Origin of the sequence: uncultured Polaribacter sp. (assembly GCF_947500975.1) — a bacterium.
Classification (GTDB): domain Bacteria; phylum Bacteroidota; class Bacteroidia; order Flavobacteriales; family Flavobacteriaceae; genus Polaribacter.
The window spans coordinates 257,124-278,569 of record NZ_CANMUE010000002.1; the positions used below are offsets into that span (position 1 = coordinate 257,124).

A 21,446-nucleotide genomic window follows, 5' to 3' on the forward strand; every position below is an offset into this window, starting at 1 on the left:
TTGAAAAAAAAATCTCTATTTTTATTTTTAGTATTAACATCTTTAGGTGCGTTTTCACAGGAAGAAAAAGTTGAAAAAGTTTCTAATAAAGGAAAGATGTTTATTTATTGGGGATGGAATAGGGCAAATTATTCTACTTCAGATATCAGTTTTAGAGGTTATAATTACAATTTTACTTTACAAAATGTTGTAGCTAATGAAAGAACAACTGAGTTTAGTTTAAACGATTATATAAATCCTTTAAATATTACAAACCCTCAAACTAATGTTAGAATTGGATATTTTTTAAATGACCATTATTCAGTTTCAGTAGGTGTAGACCATATGAAATATGTGGTGGAAGGATATCAAACAGTTAAAATTAATGGAGAGATAAATGCAGGGACTCGTTTTGATGGAGTTTATAATAATGATGATATTAGGTTATCTCATGATTTTTTGCAATTAGAACATACTGATGGCTTGAATTATGTAAATGTTGAAGTTAAAAGATTTGATGAAATTGGACATTGGATTGGTATGAATAATAAAAATTTTCAATTAAATATTACTGAAGGTTTTGGTGCTGGTTTTTTATATCCAAGAACAGATGCTATATTATTTAATCAAGAAGAAAGAGATGAGTTTCAAGTGTCTGGTTGGGGTATTTCTGCTGGTGTTGGTTTGAACTTAACTTTTTTTAAATATTTTTTCTTTCAATCTGATTTAAAATACGGATATATAAATATGCCTAATATACAAACTACTCCTAATGAAGAAGATAAAGCATCTCAAAGTTTTACTTTCTTAGAAAAAACATTTGTTTTTGGAGCTAAGTTTAACATTCTTAAAAATAAAAAATGAATTTAGAATCTTACTTTAGTCAATTTAGAGATAATATTATTGGAAAAGATCAAACTTTTATTTCACCTTATGGAGAGCAGAATTTAGTGTATTGTGATTGGACGGCAAGTGGAAGATTGTATAGACCTCTTGAAGAAAAAATTAGTAATCAGTTCGGTCCTTTTGTGGCTAATACACATACTGAAACATCTACTTCAGGTGCGGCAATGACTCTTGCTTATCACCAAGCTAGAAATATTATTAAGCGTCATGTTAATGCTAGTGAAAATGATGTTTTAATAACAACAGGTTCTGGAATGACAGGTGTTGTTAATAAATTTCAAAGAATTTTAGGGTTAAAGGTTTCTGAAAACTTAAAAGATCATACCACTATTCCAGAAGATTTAAGACCTATAGTATTTGTTTCTCATATGGAGCATCATTCTAATCAAACATCTTGGCTAGAAACTATTGCTGATGTTGAGGTTGTGCCTTGTAATAATGCAGGTTTAGTGTGTTTAAAAAGTTTTGAAAAATGCATAAAAAAACACGAGCATAGAAAAATTAAAATAGCTTCAATTACTGCATGTTCAAATGTAACAGGTATAAAAACGGATTATCATAAAGTTGCACAATTAATTCATAAATATAATGGATTGTGTTTTGTAGATTTTGCTTGTTGTGCACCTTATGTTGATATTGATATGCATCCAGAAATTAAAGAAGAATATTTAGATGCTATTTTCTTTTCTCCTCATAAATTTTTAGGTGGGCCAGGAAGTTCTGGTGTTTTAATTTTTAATAAAAAATTATATAAAAATACAATTCCAGATAATCCTGGAGGTGGTACAGTAAGTTACACAAACCCGTGGGGACAACATGATTATTTTGATGATGTAGAAACTAGGGAAGACGGAGGAACACCAGGTTTTTTACAAACTATTAAAATTGCGCTTTCTATTCAATTAAAAGATAAAATGAATACTAAAAAGATTCATGAAAGAGAGAGTGAGATTAATAAATTAATGTTTACAACTTTAGAGAGTTTACCAGAAATAAAAGTTTTGGCACCAAAACATAAAGAAAGATTGAGTATTTTTTCATTCTATTTTGAAAAATATCATTTTAATTTAGTTGTTAAATTATTAAACGACCGTTTTGGAATTCAAACAAGAGGAGGTTGTTCTTGTGCAGGTACTTATGGACATTATTTATTAAATGTAGATCAAGAAACATCTAATCGAATTAAAGATGAAATATTAGAAGGATGTAATACTCAGAAACCAGGTTGGATTCGTTTGTCACTACACCCAACAATTTCTAATAAAGAATTAGACTTTGTTTGTAATTCTTTAAAAGAATTGACAATAAATATTGAAAAATGGTCTGAAGATTATCACTATGATTCTTTAAAAAATGATTACACTCATAAAACAGTAGAACCCATTGAGAAAGAGTTGGTTAGTTCTTGGTTTGCAGTTTAGTTTTTTGTAATTCTTGCCACTCGTTAAATTTATCTTTATGTTTAAATCTTTTATGAGACCATAGGTAAAACTCAGGTTGTTGTTTAATGTTTTTTTCAGAAATAGCTAGATACTTATCAGTTAAATTATAATCTTTATAAGTAGTAGGATTGTCAGTTATTAGTTGAAACTCCAATTCATAAAAACCTCTTTTTAATTTTTTTGAAGTCCAAACAACATAAGTAAGATTATACTTTTTGGTTAGCATTTCAGCTCCTGTATGAATTGGTACCTTAACACCTAAAAACTCTTTCCAATAATGTGTTTTATGAATTTGAGGAGATTGATCACTTAATAAACAGTACAAGCTTTGTATTTTGTTTTTATGATTTAAATCAATATTTTTAATAGTATTAGATGTTCTATACATTACCCCACCAAATCTAGATCTAGATTTTTTAAGTACGTTTTCAAAATATTTATTGTTTATTTTAGTGTACGCGGCATGAGGTTTAATGTTGTTTAATAATAAAGGTAAGCTCATTAACCACTCCCAATTAGCATGATGTGTACCTACTAATGCAATGTCTCTACCTGTTTTTTCAATTTCTAGTAAAAGGTTAATATTTTTATAAGTATAACGTTTTTGTATTTCTTTTTCTGATATAGAAAATGCTTTTACACTTTCCATAAATAAATCCATTAAATGTTTAAAAAACTTTTTCGAAATGATTTTTTTTTCTTCATCAGACTTTTCTGGAAAAGCTATAGATATATTATCAAAAACTACTTTTTTTCGATACCCAAAAATATAATAAATTAAAAAAAAGAAAACATCAGATTGAATATATAAAACCCTCATTGGTAGCCTAGAAAACAACCAAATAAATGGATAGGTTAAGGCAAAAACTAAAAATTGCATATGCTTGTTTTAAGTTGCAAATATCATTATTTTAATTTAAAACTAATTAGTATTTTAAAGAGATTTAGTTATGTTTGTATTATGTTAGATACTGCTTATCCTGTTGTTTTATTAATTATTGTTGTTAATGTTTTATTTTCAATGAAAGGTTTTAATGATTATACTTTTCTAAATAAATACAAATTTCAAGTTGGTAAAATAAAAGGTGATGGAAAAATTAGAATGCTAACTTCTGGTTTTTTACATGTAGATTGGATGCATCTTGGTTTTAATATGTATGCTTTGTATGTCTTTGGAGATTTTGTAGTGTCTATTTTAGGGATTTTCAATTTTTTAATTATCTATTTTGGCTCTTTAATTGCTGGTAGTTTATATACGTTACAATATCATAAAAAAGAACCTTATTACTCTGCTGTTGGGGCATCTGGTGCAGTTTCAGGAATAGTATATACTTCTATTTTGGTGTTTCCAAATATGCAATTGTTATTGTTTTTTGCAATTCCAATTCCAGGTTACGTTTTTGGTGTTGGGTATTTGTTATATTCAATTTACGGAATGAAAAAGCAAGTTGGTAATGTAGGTCATGCAGCGCATTTAGGTGGGGCAATGGGAGGTTTTATTTTAACTTTAATTTTAAAACCTGAGCTATTTTCTACAAATACTGTTTTTGTAATTTTATTAGCAATCCCAATAATTTTACTTTTGTTTTTTGGTGATAAATTAAAGAGTATATAAAATAAAAAAAAGCCTTATTATTTATAATAAGGCTTTTGAGCGAAAGACCAGGTTCGAACTGGCGACATTCAGCTTGGAAGGCTGACGCTCTACCAACTGAGCTACTTTCGCATGGTAAAGAGATGCAAATATAAAATCATTTTTGAGTTCTGCAATACTTTTTTTAAGAAATATTAATAAAATTCTTGGTTGTCTCTCAGTACTTTTAAAAAATGAAAACCATAAATATTGTATCCTAAATTATAATAAAACTTATGTGATTTAGTATTAGTAACATAGGTGTTTAATTCTATGGCTTCACAGCCTTTTAATTTTACATGATTGTCAATCCAATTAAAAAACTTTTGTCCAATTTTTTTTCCTCTTAGGTTTTCATCAATAATAACATGGTCGGGTTCTGCACTTTTACCAATATAGTGTCTTATTGTATACCATAAACCAGTTATGCCAACGAGATTATTATCTATATAAAGACCAATACATTCATAGTGAGGTAGTTTATTCATTTCTAAAACACGTTTTTTTAAGATGCCTAAAGGTGTTTTTTTATTTAGTTTAGTTAATAACGGAATAATTGTTAGTATGTCTTTTTGTAGGATAATTTTAATCTCTAAATTCATCAAAAATAATTTTAGTAAATATATTGTTTGTAAATTACATTTCAAATTAGAATTAATAGATTATGAGGTATATCAAGATTTTTATGTGTTGTTTTTTGTTTGTTTTTACAATAAGTGTAGTTGGGCAAAAAAAGAAAATTAAAATTGAAGCAATAAAATTAACAGATCATATATATAAGTTAAAAGGTCAAGGAGGAAATATAGGGATCTTTATAGGTGAAGATGGTGTTTTTATGATTGATGATCAATTTGCTTCATTAACACCAAAAATTTTATCAGCTATAAAAGAACTTACTGATAAGTCTGTAAAATACTTAATTAATACCCATTGGCATGGAGATCATACTGGTGGAAATGAAAATATGTACAAAGAAGGTGCTATTATAGTAGCACATAAAAATGTTAGAAAGCGAATGAGTGTGGAACAGGTGGTTAGAGGTAAAACTAAAAAAGCTTCACCTAAAGAAGCTCTGCCAGTTATTTCTTTCTCTGAAGATATGATTTTTCATATTAATAATGATGATGTCTTAGTTTCTCATATTCACAACGCGCATACAGATGGTGATGTATTAGTATATTTTATTAATAATAATGTGTTACATGTTGGTGATTCTTATTTTCAAGGAAGATTTCCATATATAGATTTAGATTCAGGAGGTAGTATTGATGGTTATATTGAAGGAATAAAAAAAATGATAATGTTAATTAATAAAGATACAAAGGTTATTCCTGGTCATGGAGATATTTCTAATAAAGCAGAATTAAAAACATATTTAGCTATGTTAAAAGCTATAAGAAGTAATATTCAAAAAGAAATAGATAAAGGTAAAAGGTTAGAAGAAGTTAAAGTAAATCAAAAATTAACAGAAGATTATAAGTCATTTAACGGTTGGATTACAGAAGAGAAAATTAGAGTTTCAATTTATAAAAGTCTGAAAAACAGCAATAAATAAAAAATCTCAAACAAAATTGCTTGAGATTTTAGTAGCGAAGACGGGATTTGAACCCGTGACCTCAGGGTTATGAATCCTGCGCTCTAACCAACTGAGCTACCTCGCCATTGGTATTTGAGGCTGCAAATATAATTGAATTTTATAGATTACCAAGAGGTGTTTTTAATTTTTTTTAATATAGAATTAATACCTATATTGTCAACCTAAGTTTTATAAAAATGGATAGAGTAAAATATGAAATAGAAGTGTCAATTCACGCTTCGCCTAACATGTTATATCAATATATTTCTTCTCCTTCTAATTTGCAAGAATGGTTTGCGGATAAGGTAAACTCAAGAGGCAAAATTTATAGTTTTGTTTGGGAAGGTGTTGAAGAAAAAGCTGAATTAATTGCAAAAAAATCTGGTGAGAGAGTTCGTTTTAAATGGTTGGAGTTTGATGATGATGGATATTTTGAAATTAAAATTCAGGTAGATGCTCTTACTAAAGATGTTTCTTTAATTATAACAGATTTTGCTGAAGATGAAGATGATGTTGAAGAAGCTAAGCAACTTTGGTTGAGTCAAATTGATGAATTAAAACATACTATTGGAGCATAAAGCCAATAAATAATTACACCAGACTCAGCAATTTGCTGAGTTTTTTTATGCAATAATTCTTGTAAAATATATTAATTTTGCATTTCTAAAAATATTTGATGAATGATTAATTTCAATGGTAATTTACTTCTTGAAGAAAATATTAAACTATCTCCAGAAAACAGAGGGTTTAAATATGGTGATGCAATTTTTGAAACCATAAAAGTTAACAATAATAAAGTTATTTTTTGGGAAGATCATTATTTTAGGTTGATGGCCTCTATGAGGATGCTGCGTATGAAAATACCAATGAAATTCACGCTTGAATTTTTAGAGCAAGAAATTTTAAAAACAATAAAAGTTCAAAAAGAAGCAATTTCTTATCGAGTTCGATTAAATGTTTATAGAAAAGATGGCGGATTGTATAATCCTAAAACTAATGAAATTGATTATTTAATTGATGTAAAAGAAAATAAATATCTAACAAAAGAAATTTATCGGATTGATGTATTTAAAGATTTTTATAATTATTCTGGTTTATTATCAACTATAAAAACTAATAATAGAATTGTAAATACTTTAGCAAGTATTTATGCTAATGAAAATGATTTAGATAACTGTGTTTTAATAAATGAAAACAAAGGTGTTGTTGAAGTAACTAATGGAAATGTTTTTGTTATAAAAGGTAAAATTGTAAAAACACCAGCTTTAACAGAAGGATGTATAAAAGGTGTTGTTAGAAAAAAAGTGATTGAAATTATTACTAAAAATCAAGATTATAACATAGAAGAAACAACTATTTCTCCTTTTGAAATTCAAAAGGCTGATGAAGTTTTTATAACTAATGCAATTATGGGTATACAGCCAGTAACAGCTTATAAAAAGAAAACTTTTATAGCTGATTTTTCAAATAAATTAGCTAAAAATTTAAAGGTTTTAGAGATTACGGCTTCTTAATTTAAGTTTATGTCACTTGGCGCATTTGCCCATAGTTTGTAATTACCGCCTTTTTGAATCAATTTATTTCTCCAAAGAGAATCATTTTCTTTAGAAAATATATTATCAAAATCATTTTCAGAAATAAACCAAGAATTTGTATTTATTTCATTTGTGAGTTGATCTTTTTCCCAGCCAGAATATCCAAGAAAAAAACGAATTTCATCTTTTGCAATTAATCCTTCATTTAACAAGTGTTTTAAAACTTCAAAAGTTCCACCCCAATAAATACCTTCATCAATTTTTATACTTTCTGGTATTAAATCAGGAATTTTATGAACAAAATATAAATTATCTTGTTCTACAGGTCCGCCTTGATAAATATTAAAATCACATGTTATATCGGGTAATAAGTCATTAATAGTATAATTTAAAGGTCTATTAAGAATAAAACCAACAGAATTTATTGCAGTAAACTCTGTAATTAAAATAATTGCTCTGTTAAAAGAGCTATCATTTAAAATCGAAGGCTCAGCAATTAGTAATCTGCCTTTAAGTGGTTTTAAATGTGACATAGGTAAATATATAAAAATAAAATCATAAAAAAAACCCTCTTTTTAAGAGGGTTTTTTTATAACTTAAAACTTAATGTTTTAGTTTACAGCTTCACTTAATCCAGCTCCAGCTTTGAATTTTGCTACGTTTTTAGCAGCAATTTGGATAGTTTTACCAGTTTGAGGATTTCTCCCTTGTCTAGCAGCTCTGTTAGAAACTGAAAAAGTTCCAAAACCTACTAAAGCAACTTTGTTACCTCCTTTTAAAGCAGAAGTTACATTACCAGTAAAAGACTCTAATGCTGCTTTAGCAGCTACTTTAGAGATTCCTGCATCAGCAGCCATTGCATCGATTAAATCAGACTTGTTCATAATGAATTGTTTTTTAAATTATTTAATAATATTTTTTTGTGCTATAAAGCTCTACAAATATAGACGGATTAAGGGTTTACGCAAATTTTGCTCTTAAAAAAAACTTGTTTTGTTGATAAATGCATGTAAATTGTTAATAAAGGTTTGTGTTTTTTCTAGAAATTCATAAAAACCTTATTGATAAAGGACTTACAGCATTTTTGAATCTTTAGAAAAAGTATAACCGTTTAGTAAACTTTTAGCATCCATTTTTTTCTTTCCAGAGAGTTTAATTTCATCTATAATTATAAAGCCGTTTTTTACAGCTACTTTTAATTCTTTTTTTGTGGAGATTATTTTTCCAATCTCAAAAAGATGTTTTTCTTCAGTCTTATTTACTTTATATATTTTTGCGGTAATTTCTTCATTATTATTTAAAATATTACACCAAGCTGCTGGAAATGGATTTAAACCTCTTATTTGGTTATATATAATTGATGTTTTTTTTGTCCAATCAATTTTTGTGTTTTCATTGTGTAGTTTAGGTGCAGACTTTTCTTCCAATTCGGGTTGTTTACTAGTTGTAATGTTTCCTAATGAAACTAGATCTACAGTTTTAGAAACCAAATCTGCTCCTAAAAACATTAGTTTATCGTGTAAAGAACCTACAGTTTCATTTTTAAGAATATCAATTTCTTGCTGTAAAATGATTTCTCCAGTATCAATTTTATCATCAATAAAAAAGGTAGTAACCCCTGTTTTAGTTTCTCCGTTTATAATTGCCCAATGAATTGGTGCTGCTCCTCTGTATTCGGGTAATAGGGAAGCGTGTAAATTAAAAGTACCAAATTTTGGCATTTTCCAAACACTTTTTGGTAACATTCTAAATGCAACTACAATTTGTAAATCGGCATTTAAATCTTTTAAAGTTTCGTTAAACTCCTCATTCTTTAAATTTTTGGGTTGAAGTATTGTTAGGTTTTCTGTTAAAGCATATTTTTTTACAGCAGATTCATTTAATTTTCGTCCTCTTCCAGCCGGTTTATCGGGTGCTGTAATTACACCAACTATATTATATTTATTATCCACTAAATGTTTTAAAATGGTAACGGCAAAATCTGGAGTTCCCATAAAAACGATACGTAAATCTTTCATAAATTTTATTTTAATTGGTATTTATTTTGATGATTAATTTTGATTTTATCATTAGATAAAAGCTTTCGCAAATGTATTAAAATGTCTTTTTCATTTGCATTTAAATGTTGGTTTATTTCTTGAGAAGTTAATGTTGTTTTTTGTTTTAATAGAGTTAAAATTTCTAGTGAAATGTTACTTAATTTTTTCTTTTTTTGTGTTAAACATACATCGCAAATTCCACAATTATTGAATGATTTTTCATCAAAATATTTTAAAATTTGTACGTTTCTACACGTTAAATTATTTTGAATGTAGGCTAAAAAATCTTCAGATTTTTTTTCTTTTTGTTTTAAAAATTGATTTATTTCTTTAGAATGTTTGTTGATGGTTTTGTCATCTTCTCTAGGTTTTAAAAACCTAATTTCTAAATCAGATTTTACACGTTTGTAAGTAAGTATTTCTTCTTGTTCTAAACGCTCTAAATTAGTAATTACTTGTTTAGAGGTAATGTTATTTTTCTTTGCAAGTAGAAATTCATCTATTTTAACTTCTTGTTCAAATAAACCTGTGTAAGTTCTTAGTATTGAGTTTAAAAACCCTTTAATATAGATATTTCTTATGGCGTGTAAAATAACATTTTTACTGCTTGTATTAAAAATTATTGTTGATTTTTGATTGTATGTATTTGTGATTTCTATAATGCCATTATTGGATAGTATTTTTAATATTGTATCAACTTTAAATAATGAAAAATGATATTTTTTTGAAAACTCTAAAAGGTTAAAATTATAAAATTCTTCATTAATTTCTCCATTTGCAATTCTAAAATATTGGTATAATTTTTTGTGAACTTCTTTCACTTCCAAAATGCTTGGAATCGATTTTTTTCTAAGTTCAATATAATTTGAAATGTCGTTTTCGTTTTTTAGTAAAACGGCAAAAGATCTATTTTGATTTCTACCTGCTCTACCAGATTCTTGAATGTAATTTTCTATGCTAAAAGGTAGGTTAAAATGAACAACAATTCCTACGTTAGATTTATCAATTCCCATTCCAAAAGCATTTGTTGCAACAATTATAGGAGTGCTTTCTGACATCCAATTTTTAAAAGAAGTTTGCTTTTCTAAATAAGTTAATCCTCCGTGATAAAAACAACTTTTAAAATTTTTAGCATTTAAATAATTGCTAATTTCTTCCGTTTTTTTTCTAGTGTTTACATAAACAATTGCTGGTGTTTTTGTTTTGGTAAATATTTGTTCTAATCGTAATAATTTATCCTCAACATTAAAAACCTGATATGCTAAATTTTTTCTTGTAAATGATTTCTTAAAAATCATTTGATTTTTTAATTCTAAACTTTTTGCAATATCATCTAAAACTTTTTTGTTTGCTGTTGCTGTTAATGCTATAAAATTAGTTTCAGGTTTTAGTTCTCTTAAAACTTTAATACTTCTATAAGTTGGTCTAAAATCATTGCCCCATTCAGAAATACAATGTGCTTCATCAATAGCAATAAATGAAACGTTTAATTCCTTTATTTTTTGTTGAATAAATGTTGATTGTAATCTTTCTGGTGAAATGTAAAGAAATTTGTAATTCCCAAATTTGATGTTGTCAAAAAGGGTAATTATTTCATCTTGAGTAGATCCAGATTTTATAGTAGCAGCTTTTATATTTCGCTCTTTTAAGTTTTGCACCTGATCATTCATCAAAGCAATTAATGGAGAAATAACAATACAAACTCCGTCTTTAATTAAAGCGGGTACTTGAAAACAGATAGATTTTCCTCCTCCAGTTGGTAGTAAGGCAATTACATCTTTTTGTTGTAAAACTGCATTAATAATTTCTTCTTGAGGTTCTCTAAACTCAAGAAAATTCCAGTAATTTTTTAGTATTTGATTTGGTAAAATCATAATTCGCAAGAAAGCGAATTAATAATAAAATCTGTTCTTTCTTTAGTAGTACCAAAGGGTACATTTATGATTTTATAATTCAAATAATTGTATGCCTCTAATAAATATTTATCAATTTTAATAGATTCTTCAAAAGTTTCATAGCGTTCATTGTCAGTAGTATGTATTTTTTCCCAAGGAGAAAAATGAAAAATAAGATCGTATTTGTATTGTTTACTTTTATTTAAAAATAAAGGCGGGTATTTTGTTTTAAAATAATTCATGTAGGCATGAACATCAGGAATGCCTCTGTCAAAAAAAACAATTTCATGATCATTTTTTTCAGCATCTAAAAATTGTTTTTCTCTTCCCTCTAAAAGCATTTCGCTAAATAAAAGAGGTTCCGTTAAAAAAAGTTGCTCAATGCCTTTTTTTTGCGCCTTTAAAATTACCTCTCTAGAAACTTCATCAAAACAAAAATATTTTCTTCTTTTTAATTCGTTTAAAATCGTAGTTTTTCCGGTTCCAGGACCACCAATTAAAACTATTTTTTGTTGATTTTTTTGCAAATTTATGCTTTTAAATTCTTGATATTAGGTTTCTCTTTTAAAGAGCGTAACACAAAAATAAATGATTCGCTTTAAAAAACTAATTTTTAATGTAATTTTGTGTCTTTCGATTTTTTAATAAATAAAAAAGAAGCGTAAAATTATGAGTGATAAAAAGGCTTTTTATACTAAATTAAAAGCACAATTAGAAGACACAACCAAGTTTCCTGCGGATTATTTGTATAAGTTTATTGTACCTACTGATGAAAATCAAGTAGAAGAAGTGCAAGGTTTGTTTGATAATGAAGGTGCGGTTATTAAAACAAAAAAGTCTAAAACAGGAAAATATATCAGTGTTTCTATAGTTTTAAAAATAGAAAGTGCAGAAAAAGTGATTGAGTATTATAAAAAAGCTGAAAAAATTAAAGGAATTATATCGTTATAAAAATTATGAAGAAAGTATTATTACTATTGGTTTTAATTAGTTCTTGTGCTGTTTTATCAACAAAAGAAGATGCAGTTTTGTTAACTATTGATAATGAAAAAATTAAAGTATCAGAATTTAAAAGGGTTTTTGAAAAAAACTTAGACGCTATTGATAATGATGATGCAAAAGATGTTTCTAAAAATTTAGATCTTTTTATAAATTATAAGTTAAAAGTTAAAGAAGCTTATAATATTAAGTTAGATACTTTACCATCTTATATAAAAGAGATGGCAACTTATAAGAATCAACTTTCTGCACCATATATGCAAGATACTACCTACTTGGATAAGTTAGTAAAAGATGCTTATTTTAGAACTAAAAACGAAATTAAAGCAAAGCATATTTTAATTAGATTAAATCAAAATGCTGATCCAAAAGACACTTTAATAGCCTATAATAAAATTATTAATGCTAGAAATAGAATAATAAATGGTGAAGATTTTGGAGATGTTGCTGTTGAGTTATCCGATGATCCTTCTGCAAAAGGAGATCTTAAAAGAGGAAGAAAAGCCAATAAAGGAAATTTAGGATATTTTTCTGCCTTTAAAATGGTTTATCCTTTTGAAAACGCTGCATATAATACCAAAATAGGTGAAGTTTCTATGCCGTTTAAAACCAAATATGGATATCATATTTTACAAGTTGATAGTTTAAGGCAATCACAGGGAGAGGTTGAAGTTGCACATATTTTAATTGCAGATGTATCAATTAAAGGTAAAGAAAAAGCAAATGAAGTATATAAAAAACTAGTTGATGGTGAGCAGTTTAAAGATTTAGCTTTTGAATACTCTAATGATAATGGAACTAAATCAAAAGGAGGGAAGCTTAACAAATTTGGCAAAGGTTTAATGGTAAAACCATTTGAAGATGCTGCTTTTAGTTTAAAAAACATAGACGATTACTCAATGCCCTTTAAAACTCGTTTTGGCTGGCATATTGTTAAATTAATAAAAAAACATCCAATAAAGTCTTTTGAGGAATCTAAAGATGAATTGACCTCTAAAATTAAAAGAAGTTCTTTATCACAATTATCAGAAAAAGCAGTGATTGATAAGTTAAAATCAAAATATCAAATTTTTGAGAATAGTGATGCAAAGAAAGTTTTTGACAGAAAAGATATTAGAGAGATATCAAAAGATTCTTTACAAGAAATTATTTTAATTATTAATGATAAGAAAATTTCTCAAGAAGAATTTGTAAACTCTATCAAATACAAGAAAAATAATCCTGTTTTTAAACTTTATGAAAAATTTAAAGACACAGAAATTTTAAAATATTATAAAGAAAATTTAGTGAATACAGAACCTGAATACGCTAATATTTTAAAAGAATATGAAGATGGTTTATTGTTGTTTGAGTTGATGCAACAAAAAATATGGAATAAATCAGCTAAAGATTCAATTGGATTAAAAAACTATTTTGATGCAAATGCAGAGAAATATACCTCTAAAGAACTTGAAAAAATAAAAGGTATGGTAATGAGTGATTACCAAAACCATTTAGAGAAAAGCTGGATTGCTGATTTAAAAAGAAAAAGTGTTGTTAATGTAAACAAAAAACAACTTAATAATTTGATAGAATATTATAAAAAACAATAATGATTAGAAAATATAGCTATTTGTTTTTATTGATTTTTCTTACTTCTTGTAATTATATTAAAGTGCAAGATGATGAGGATTTATTACCAGAAATTGCTGCTATAGTAAATACTGAGAAGTTATTTGTTATAGAAATAAAAAGTGTTTTACCAAAAAATATTAGTAAAGAAGATAGTATTGTTTTGGTAAGAAGTTATATAAATGATTGGGCTATAAAACAACTATTATTGCAAAAAGCAGAAAATAATAACACCCAAAAAGATGTTGATGAAATTACAAAACTTGTAAAAGATTATGAAGAGAGTTTGTTAATTAATAATTATAAAGAATTGTTAATAAAACAACAGTTAGATACAGTTATTAATGAAAAAGAAATTGAAGATTTTTATTCAAAAAACGGTAATAATTTTAAATTAAATGAAGAGTTAGTAAGAATTAAATACTTACATTTTGATAACAGAATTATTAATGAAAAAGAGTTTGTAGAACTTTTTAAATCCGATAAAATTGAAGATTTAGAGGCTTTAGAAAAAAAGCAATTAAGTTTCAAAAATTTTCAATTTAACGATTCAATTTGGACTAAATTAGATAACGTTTTGTTAAAACTTCCTTTTTCAAAGGATATTCTGTTAAAAAAAACAAAATTACTTCAAAAACAAGACTCAATAGGTTTATATTTGGTGGCTATAAAAGACGTTTTAGTAAGAAATGATTTAGCACCCTTGAATTATATAAAACCTACAATAAAGCAAATGATTTTACATAAACGTAAAATTGAATTAATAAGAGAAATAGAAAAAATATTAGTACAAGATGCCACAAAAAATAACAATTTCAAAATATTTTAAAAATACTGTTTTATTAGTGTTTTTGGGTTTAATAATTATGCCTACAGTTGCTCAAAGAGTAAAAATTGATGGTGTAACTGTAGTTATTGGAAAAAACATTGTTTTAGATTCTGATATTCAAAAATTTAAACAAGAAGTAGCAGTAAGATCAGAAGGGAAAATAGAAATTTCTGATTGTGAAATGTTAGAAGAATTAATGCAGCAAAAATTATTAGCACATCATGCTGTAATTGATAGTCTTACCGTTTCTGATGCCGAAATTTCTAGTAGAGTTGATAGAAGTGTTCAGTATTTTACACAACAATATGGTAGTGTAGATAAAGCAATTAGCGTTTATGGGTTTAATGATTTAGATGACTTTAAAAAAGAATTACATGGTGTTCAAAAAGAAAATGCTTTAATAGAGAAAGAACAACAAAATATTACAGAAAAAATTGATGTTACTCCAGAGGAAGTTCGTTTGTATTTTAATGGATTAAAAGAAAAAAATGAGTTACCTGAGTTTCCAGCAGAAATTGAAATTGCTCAAATAGTTATTAATGCTGAGCCAACTAAAGAAGAAACTGAAAGGGTTTTAAATAAATTAAAAGAGCTTAAAGTAGAAATAGAAGAAGGAGCTAGTTTTAAAATGAAAGCAATTATTAATTCTAATGATCCGGGAGTTACTAAAAATGGTGGGCAATACACCATTACTAAAGAGTCTCCATTTATTAAAGAATTTAAAGAAATGGCTTTTAGTTTAGATGTTGGTCAAGTTTCAAACCCATTTAAATCTCAATTTGGTTATCATTTAATGCAGTTGCACGAAATTAAAGGTAATACAAGGGTGGCATCTCACATTTTAATGCAGCCAAAAATTTCTGATGAAGAATTAATGAAATCTAAAGAAACTGCAGAAAAGATAATTAAGGAAATTAAAGATGGTACTATTACTTTTGTTGATGCTGTAAAAAAGTACTCTGAAGATAGTGATACAAAAAATAATGGTGGTTTAATTATTAATTCTTATACAGGTGAGTCTAAATTTGACCTTACAAGAATGGATCCAGCATTATATGCTAGAGTTAATGATCTTAAAAAAGGTGAGTTAACAGAGGCTTATTTTGATCAAGCTGAAGGTGGTGAGAAAATGTATAAATTTTTGTACATGAGGGATAGAACTGATACGCATACAGCAGATTTGGTAGAAGACTATGTTAAAATACAGGAATTAGCTTTAAGGAAAAAGAAGGAAGAAACTATAACTAAATGGTCTAAAGAAAAAATTAAAGACACTTATATAAAATTATCTGAAGAGCATACAAAGTGTAAGTTTAATAAAAATTGGAAAAAAGAAACTGGTAAATAATGTCTGACGTAAAAGCTGTAAATGAATTAGTAGTAAAGTATAATTCATTAAAATCGGAAATAGGTAAAATTATTATTGGTCAGCAAGAAGCTGTAAATTTCACCCTATTATCTATATTTTGTGGTGGTCACTCACTTTTAATAGGTGTTCCAGGATTAGCAAAAACTTTATTAGTTAATACAGTTTCTGAAGCTTTAGGATTGAACTTTAAAAGAATTCAATTTACACCAGATTTAATGCCTTCAGATATTTTAGGGAGTGAAATTTTAGATGAAAATAGACAGTTTAAATTTATAAAAGGTCCCATTTTTTCGAATATTATTTTAGCGGATGAAATAAATAGAACTCCACCAAAAACACAGGCAGCTTTATTAGAAGCAATGCAAGAACGTACAGTTACTGTTTCTGGTAATCATTATAAATTAGAATTACCATTTTTTGTTTTGGCAACTCAAAACCCAATTGAGCAAGAAGGTACATATCCTTTACCAGAAGCACAATTGGATAGATTTATGTTTTCAATTAATTTACAATATCCTACTTTTAAAGAAGAAGTAGAAGTTGTAAAAAATACAACAAGTAACGTTCTTAAAAAAGTTTCGTCTATTTTTTCGGCTGATGAAATTATTGAAGCTCAAAAACTGATTAGAAAAATACCTGTTACAGATAATGTAATAGAATATGCGGTTGCTTTAGTTGGTAAAACAAGACCTAAATCTGAGGAAGCAACACAAATGGTAAAAAATTATTTAGATTGGGGTGCAGGGCCTAGAGCATCACAAAACTTAATTTTAGCAGCAAAAGCGTATGCTGCTGTTCAAGGAAAATATTCTCCGGATATTGAAGATGTAAAAGCTGTTTCTATTCCTATTTTATCTCACAGAATTGTAAAAAATTATAAAGCAGAAGCAGAAGGAGTTTCTATTTCTGATATTATAAATTCACTTTTATAATTGTTATTTATTCTTCTTCTGAAGGATATTTAAAAAAACTAAATACATTTCCACCATATCTTTTATCGTAGGTGTGGTTTTTATGTACAGATAAATCTGTATGTTTTGAGTGTTCAATAATTAAAACACCTTCTTCATCTAATAATTTCTTATCAAAAATTGTATCGGCAATTTCTAAAAATTTTTCAGTTGTAAAGTCGTAAGGTGGATCTGCAAAAATTACATCGGCATTTATAGATGTTTTTTGTAGAAATTTATAAACATCGCTTTTAAAAGTGTTAATGTTTAAATCTAACTCTTCAGCTGTATTTTGAATATATTTTATACAATTGTAATTTGCATCAATAGCATAAACACTTTCTGTTCCTCTAGAAGCAAACTCATAACTAATGTTTCCTGTACCAGAAAATAAATCAATTACCGATATGGCATCAAAGTAATACAGGTTGTTTAAAATATTAAATAAACCCTCTTTTGCCATATCTGTAGTGGGTCTAACGGGAAGGTTTTTAGGAGCTTTTAAGCGCCTTCCTTTTAGTTTTCCAGAGATTATTCTCATAAGCCTAATAAAATATAATTTGAGTGTTTAGATATATCTAAATCGTTAAAAATTGGGTTTTTACTTTCTAAAAAATATACATTTTTTATATATGTATAAATTTCATTGTAGAGTTTAGAATCTTTTTTTATATCACCTAATAGATATAAATGAATTTTTTCTGTATTTAGTGCCAATTGTTCTGCGGTAAATAAAAGATAATAAAGAAAATCTTCTTTTGTTTCAAAGTCAAAAGAATTAGAAAAAATTAACTTTTTATGATTAAAAACAACTATGTGAAAACTATTGTTTGCTAAATTAACATACATTGTATTTTCATCTGTATGTTCTATTTTGCAAAGTTTTTCTAAAAGAATCGTACTGTAGTGTTTGTAATCAAATTCGCCAAAATTTTGAAAAAGGTAATTATTTATATTTACGTAAGGAATATAAATGTTTTTTATGTGTAAAGTTGGTAAATCATCATAAGTAAAGAAATCTGATTTTAATGTTTTTAAATTAAAATTTAGATATGACTTTATGGCTTCTTCTTTAAAGTATTTTTCTGGTACTAAGGCAGATAAGTTGTTTTGATGAATTACTAAAATCTTTGAATATTGTAACTGTAAATTAGTGTCTTCTTTAAATATGGTTTCAATTTGAGTTAATAAATCATTAGGTGTTTTTAGTGGTTTATTAAAACAATATTCTGAAAAAAATAAATCTTCTTTTGTGATTGAATTTGTAACACAAAAAGAAAATCCACCCAAACTAAATTGGATGGATAATTCAATATCTTTTGTTTTCTCTAAAGAGGTTTTGCTATTCTTCTTTTGCACCTTCTTTTTTATCATATTTTGGAGGCCAGTTACCACCAGTAGAAACTTCTTCTAAAGAACCTACAGAAACATATTCTCCTTTAATTTGATCAGATTCAACAGCTTCTAATTCTTGTTTTAATAAAGAAACATTCATTCCTTTTAAAATACCTGCTTTAGGGGTTCTTGCTCTAAAAGTAGGTACAACTAAACCTTGTACTTTTTCAACAGTACCAGTTTCAATTTCAAATTCTGTACCCTCAACACCTGGTACTTTAAACATGTTTTTGTAATCTAAATCTTTAAAATATTTTAATACAGGTTCAAAACCAATTGTATCAGTAACTCTTTTTTCTACATCAACAATTACACCACCACCTTTGTTTTCTTTTTCAACAATAGTTTTAGTTTCTGTTAAAGCTAATTTAGCTGTATCAATAAATCTAATTAATCCATCTTTATTACTGGTGTAATTACCATAAACTTCGTAGTGTTTAATTTCAGCATCTCTAATAATTTTTAAGTTGTTTATAACAACTGCAAATTTTCCAACTTTTTCTTTGTTAAATTTGATTGGCTCCATAATTCCATCATAAATTTTTATACCAAGAAATATGGCTAAAATCAATAATAAAATAGAAGGAATCCATCTTAATTTTAAAGGTAAAAATTTAACTATAGCTATAGCTACAAGAACAGCAACAATTACCGCTCCTAAAATCATTAGTAATAAACTCATATTAATTTAGTTTTTAATAGTATAATCGCAAATCTACAATTTTTTTTTTATGATAAAAATTTTTCTTTACAAAGAAATGTATCTTTGATGCATATTATTTTTTATGATAAAAATACCTTCTGAATTTTATAAAGAACTACTAAAGAAGTTTCCTTATACGCCTACAAATAAACAAGGTCAGCTATTAAATTTGTTGAGCACTTTTATTTTTGATGACGATAAACATGCAATGTTTTTGTTAAAAGGATATGCTGGTACTGGTAAAACAACTACTATAAGTACTTTTGTAAACTCGTTAAAACTAGCAGATAGAAAATCAATTTTGTTAGCTCCAACAGGAAGAGCAGCTAAAGTAATTTCAGTTTACTCAAAAAGACCAGCGTTTACAATTCATAAAAAAATATATTTTCCCAAAAAACAAACCAATGGTTCAGTAGATTTTGTTTTACAGCCCAATAAGCATAAAAACACCATTTTTATTATTGATGAAGCATCGATGATTCCTGATAGCAGACAGAACCAAAAATTTTTAGAAACAGGTTCTTTGTTAAATGATTTAATAAATTATGTGTATTCGGGTGTTAATTGTAAATTAATTTTTATTGGAGATACAGCTCAGTTGCCTCCAGTTAAGATATCTGTAAGTCCTGCTTTAGATGCAGATGTGTTAAAATACGATTATCAAAAAGAAGTAACAGAAATTGAATTAGATGAAGTAATGCGTCAACATGAAGGCTCTGGAATTTTAGCAAATGCTACTCAACTTAGGTTTTCTATTCAAAATGATGCTACAAATTTTCAGTTTCAATTGGGTTTTCCTGATGTAATAAAATTAATAGATGGTTATGATATTGAAGATGCTTTGGTTTCTGCATATGATAATATTGGTGTAGAAGATACTGCATTTATTGTTCGTTCAAATAAAAGAGCTAATCAATATAATCAGCAAATAAGAATGCAAATTCGTGGTCAAGAAAATGAAATTTCTGCAGGAGATTTTGTGATGATTGTTAAGAATAACTATTATTGGTTGCAAGAAAATTCTACCGCTGGCTTTATTGCAAATGGTGATATTTGCGAGGTTTTAAAAATATTTTCAATTAAAGAGTTGTATGGGTTTAAGTTTGCCGAAGTAGAGTTAAGAATGATTGATTACCCAAATATGCAGCCTTTTGAAACTGTATTATTGTTAGATACACTAACAAGTGAAAGCCCATCTTTAACTTATGAAGAATCAAGTAAATTATATGAAGCGGTAAAAGAAGACTATGCTCATGAAAAATCTAAATACAAACAGTTTTTAGCGATAAAAAAAAATAAATACTTTAATGCTTTGCAAATAAAGTTTTCTTATGCGATGACTTGTCATAAATCTCAAGGAGGTCAATGGAAAAATGTTTTCATAGAACAACCATATTTGCCAGAGGGAGTGTCTAAAGAATATTATAGATGGTTATACACAGCAATTACAAGAGCGCAAGAAAAATTGTATTTAATTGGGTTTAAAGAAGATTTTTTTGATGAGTAAATTTACACTAAAATACTAAGTAAGAAAGATTAAATTTATGAGGTTTATAATAAAAGTATCTACCTTTATTTTAAAAGATAGTTGATGGCAATTGATCCGTAACTATTTCCTTTATTATATCTTAAATCTTTACTTTTATTAGTGTTGTAAAGATAAGAATATCCAAAATTAAATTTGTTTGCGGTAAATTTTATACCCAATTCTAAATTAAAAACTAAAGGAATGAGCTCTTTTGTAACCAAGCTATTCTTATTTAAAAAACTACCTTGAATAGTTGCATCATATAAATTATAAGCAACTAAAGTTTTTAGATAAATAAAAGATTCTGTTTCTTTTTTATATTGGGTTTTGTTATTGTTTAAATGTGTGTTAAATGCAATTGAATTCATTAGTTTTTGAAGTGGTTTTAAACCAATTCGAGTATAAAACCCTGATGATATATTTGTGAAAACAGTACCAATTTGGGCAGCATTCATCCAAGTAATATCAAAATTATTATTATTTTCTTTTAATAAAGAACTATTAAATTCAGTGTTAAAATTTAACCCAAAGGCGTTTTTTATTTGATATTCCCAACCAATTGCTTTGCTAAAACTATAGATGTTATGAATAAAATCTTGTAATTCTTTACCAAAAGCATTACTTCCAATTGTGCCAATTTGTAATGTTGTTTTTAGGTTTTTACTGGTTTTATAAATTCTATTAATCCCAAAACTTCCATACAAATATCCGGCAAAAGGTCTGTCATGTTCATTTAGGGATAGTACAACGGCTTTATAGGGTGTGTACATTTTATGTCCAATTTGCCATTCAAAAATTTTTTTATCTAAATTGTTGTTATGCTTAGTAAGATAACTGTATTTAAGGTAAATACCACTTGTGTAATATCTATCTTTTGCAGATGAAACGTATAAGTCGTTGTCCGTTAGTAAACTAATTTCTTTTGAGAATTTTTCTTGTGAAAATATGAGGCAAGAAAAGAAGATAAATAAGACTAATATTATATTTTTCATTACTGACAAATATAAAATTTCTTCCGTAAAATGATCTTTTTATACTGTATAATAAAAAAAAGTAT

Annotated in this window: 23 protein-coding genes and 2 tRNA genes; 12 read left to right on the forward strand and 13 right to left on the reverse strand. The window is 26.9% G+C overall.

All coding sequences use genetic code 11. The annotated features are described in order from the left end of the window. Complete coding sequence (locus tag Q0733_RS03160) at positions 1-843, forward strand: hypothetical protein (protein WP_298778864.1); 843 nt, start codon at positions 1-3, stop codon at positions 841-843. Next, positions 840-2,306 (forward strand): aminotransferase class V-fold PLP-dependent enzyme, encoded by a 1,467-nt coding sequence (locus Q0733_RS03165; protein WP_298778866.1) that lies wholly within the window; start codon positions 840-842, stop codon positions 2,304-2,306. The genes Q0733_RS03160 and Q0733_RS03165 overlap by 4 nt, the downstream gene beginning before the upstream one ends. On the opposite strand, the gene Q0733_RS03170 is transcribed toward Q0733_RS03165, so the two are convergent. Next, on the reverse strand, positions 2,284-3,207 hold the full coding sequence (locus Q0733_RS03170; protein WP_298778868.1) for a lysophospholipid acyltransferase family protein: 924 nt from the start codon (positions 3,205-3,207) through the stop codon (positions 2,284-2,286). The genes Q0733_RS03165 and Q0733_RS03170 overlap by 23 nt on opposite strands. Positions 3,208-3,288: 81 nt before the next feature. On the opposite strand from Q0733_RS03170, the gene Q0733_RS03175 reads away from it, so the two are divergent. Next, entirely contained in the window at positions 3,289-3,942 is a 654-nt protein-coding gene (locus Q0733_RS03175; protein ID WP_298778871.1) for a rhomboid family intramembrane serine protease, read from the forward strand. A gap of 38 nt (positions 3,943-3,980) precedes the next feature. Here Q0733_RS03175 and Q0733_RS03180 read toward each other — a convergent pair. Together Q0733_RS03180 and Q0733_RS03185 are read right to left on the reverse strand one after the other, a co-directional pair. Continuing rightward, a tRNA-Gly gene (locus Q0733_RS03180) sits at positions 3,981-4,053 on the reverse strand. A 62-nt stretch (positions 4,054-4,115) separates the two neighbouring features. Continuing rightward, positions 4,116-4,562, reverse strand: coding sequence for a GNAT family N-acetyltransferase (locus Q0733_RS03185; RefSeq protein ID WP_298778874.1), 447 nt, complete (start codon positions 4,560-4,562; stop codon positions 4,116-4,118). Between the two features lie 62 nt (positions 4,563-4,624). Between Q0733_RS03185 and Q0733_RS03190 the strand changes: the two genes are divergently transcribed. Then, positions 4,625-5,515 carry an MBL fold metallo-hydrolase gene (locus Q0733_RS03190; RefSeq protein ID WP_298778876.1) on the forward strand — a complete coding sequence of 297 codons (891 nt, stop codon included), beginning with the start codon at positions 4,625-4,627 and terminating at the stop codon, positions 5,513-5,515. Between the two features lie 32 nt (positions 5,516-5,547). On the opposite strand, the gene Q0733_RS03195 is transcribed toward Q0733_RS03190, so the two are convergent. Next, positions 5,548-5,621: transfer RNA gene (locus Q0733_RS03195), tRNA-Met, on the reverse strand. A gap of 112 nt (positions 5,622-5,733) precedes the next feature. Here Q0733_RS03195 and Q0733_RS03200 point away from each other — a divergent pair. Together Q0733_RS03200 and Q0733_RS03205 are read left to right on the forward strand one after the other, a co-directional pair. Continuing rightward, positions 5,734-6,114 (forward strand): START-like domain-containing protein, encoded by a 381-nt coding sequence (locus tag Q0733_RS03200; protein WP_298778879.1) that lies wholly within the window; start codon positions 5,734-5,736, stop codon positions 6,112-6,114. A gap of 102 nt (positions 6,115-6,216) precedes the next feature. Continuing rightward, positions 6,217-7,050 carry an aminotransferase class IV gene (locus tag Q0733_RS03205; RefSeq protein ID WP_298778881.1) on the forward strand — a complete coding sequence of 278 codons (834 nt, stop codon included), beginning with the start codon at positions 6,217-6,219 and terminating at the stop codon, positions 7,048-7,050. Here Q0733_RS03205 and Q0733_RS03210 read toward each other — a convergent pair. The 5 genes from Q0733_RS03210 to Q0733_RS03230 all read right to left on the reverse strand — a co-directional run bounded on the left by Q0733_RS03210 (position 7,047) and on the right by Q0733_RS03230 (position 11,532). Further along, entirely contained in the window at positions 7,047-7,604 is a 558-nt protein-coding gene (locus tag Q0733_RS03210) for a YqgE/AlgH family protein (RefSeq protein WP_298778883.1), read from the reverse strand. The two genes, Q0733_RS03205 and Q0733_RS03210, sit on opposite strands and share 4 nt — an antisense overlap. A 78-nt stretch (positions 7,605-7,682) precedes the next feature. Further along, positions 7,683-7,955 (reverse strand): HU family DNA-binding protein, encoded by a 273-nt coding sequence (locus Q0733_RS03215; protein ID WP_298778886.1) that lies wholly within the window; start codon positions 7,953-7,955, stop codon positions 7,683-7,685. A gap of 189 nt (positions 7,956-8,144) precedes the next feature. Further along, complete coding sequence (gene fmt / locus Q0733_RS03220) at positions 8,145-9,089, reverse strand: methionyl-tRNA formyltransferase (RefSeq protein ID WP_298778889.1); 945 nt, start codon at positions 9,087-9,089, stop codon at positions 8,145-8,147. A 5-nt stretch (positions 9,090-9,094) separates the two neighbouring features. Continuing rightward, positions 9,095-10,984, reverse strand: coding sequence for an ATP-dependent DNA helicase RecQ (locus Q0733_RS03225; protein ID WP_298778891.1), 1,890 nt, complete (start codon positions 10,982-10,984; stop codon positions 9,095-9,097). Further along, on the reverse strand, positions 10,981-11,532 hold the full coding sequence (locus tag Q0733_RS03230; protein WP_298778894.1) for an ATP-binding protein: 552 nt from the start codon (positions 11,530-11,532) through the stop codon (positions 10,981-10,983). Before Q0733_RS03230 ends, Q0733_RS03225 begins: the two co-directional genes overlap by 4 nt. A 142-nt stretch (positions 11,533-11,674) precedes the next feature. On the opposite strand from Q0733_RS03230, the gene Q0733_RS03235 reads away from it, so the two are divergent. From Q0733_RS03235 to Q0733_RS03255, 5 genes are read left to right on the forward strand one after another with little or no spacing between them, the layout of a single operon-like run. After that, positions 11,675-11,956 (forward strand): DUF493 family protein, encoded by a 282-nt coding sequence (locus tag Q0733_RS03235; RefSeq protein WP_298778895.1) that lies wholly within the window; start codon positions 11,675-11,677, stop codon positions 11,954-11,956. Between the two features lie 5 nt (positions 11,957-11,961). Continuing rightward, complete coding sequence (locus Q0733_RS03240; RefSeq protein WP_298778897.1) at positions 11,962-13,596, forward strand: peptidylprolyl isomerase; 1,635 nt, start codon at positions 11,962-11,964, stop codon at positions 13,594-13,596. After that, positions 13,596-14,444 (forward strand): hypothetical protein, encoded by an 849-nt coding sequence (locus tag Q0733_RS03245; protein WP_298778899.1) that lies wholly within the window; start codon positions 13,596-13,598, stop codon positions 14,442-14,444. The genes Q0733_RS03240 and Q0733_RS03245 overlap by 1 nt, the downstream gene beginning before the upstream one ends. Next, entirely contained in the window at positions 14,410-15,792 is a 1,383-nt protein-coding gene (locus Q0733_RS03250; RefSeq protein ID WP_298778901.1) for a peptidylprolyl isomerase, read from the forward strand. Before Q0733_RS03245 ends, Q0733_RS03250 begins: the two co-directional genes overlap by 35 nt. After that, positions 15,792-16,745: a MoxR family ATPase gene (locus Q0733_RS03255; protein WP_298778903.1), complete on the forward strand. Its 954-nt coding sequence runs from the start codon at positions 15,792-15,794 to the stop codon at positions 16,743-16,745. The genes Q0733_RS03250 and Q0733_RS03255 overlap by 1 nt, the downstream gene beginning before the upstream one ends. A gap of 7 nt (positions 16,746-16,752) precedes the next feature. Here the strand turns inward: Q0733_RS03255 and Q0733_RS03260 are convergent, their stop codons facing one another. From Q0733_RS03260 to Q0733_RS03270, 3 genes are read right to left on the reverse strand one after another with little or no spacing between them, the layout of a single operon-like run. Then, positions 16,753-17,304, reverse strand: a complete 552-nt coding sequence (locus Q0733_RS03260) for an RsmD family RNA methyltransferase (protein WP_298778905.1) — start codon at positions 17,302-17,304, stop codon at positions 16,753-16,755. After that, on the reverse strand, positions 17,301-18,137 hold the full coding sequence (locus tag Q0733_RS03265) for a DUF3822 family protein (RefSeq protein ID WP_298778907.1): 837 nt from the start codon (positions 18,135-18,137) through the stop codon (positions 17,301-17,303). Before Q0733_RS03265 ends, Q0733_RS03260 begins: the two co-directional genes overlap by 4 nt. Then, on the reverse strand, positions 18,106-18,840 hold the full coding sequence (locus Q0733_RS03270) for a hypothetical protein (RefSeq protein ID WP_298778909.1): 735 nt from the start codon (positions 18,838-18,840) through the stop codon (positions 18,106-18,108). The genes Q0733_RS03265 and Q0733_RS03270 overlap by 32 nt, the downstream gene beginning before the upstream one ends. Before the next feature lie 103 nt (positions 18,841-18,943). Here Q0733_RS03270 and Q0733_RS03275 point away from each other — a divergent pair, with 103 nt between their 5' ends. Then, positions 18,944-20,368, forward strand: coding sequence for an ATP-dependent RecD-like DNA helicase (locus Q0733_RS03275; RefSeq protein ID WP_298778912.1), 1,425 nt, complete (start codon positions 18,944-18,946; stop codon positions 20,366-20,368). A gap of 65 nt (positions 20,369-20,433) precedes the next feature. On the opposite strand, the gene Q0733_RS03280 is transcribed toward Q0733_RS03275, so the two are convergent. After that, entirely contained in the window at positions 20,434-21,381 is a 948-nt protein-coding gene (locus tag Q0733_RS03280) for a lipid A deacylase LpxR family protein (protein ID WP_298778914.1), read from the reverse strand. Positions 21,382-21,446: the final 65 nt, after the last annotated feature.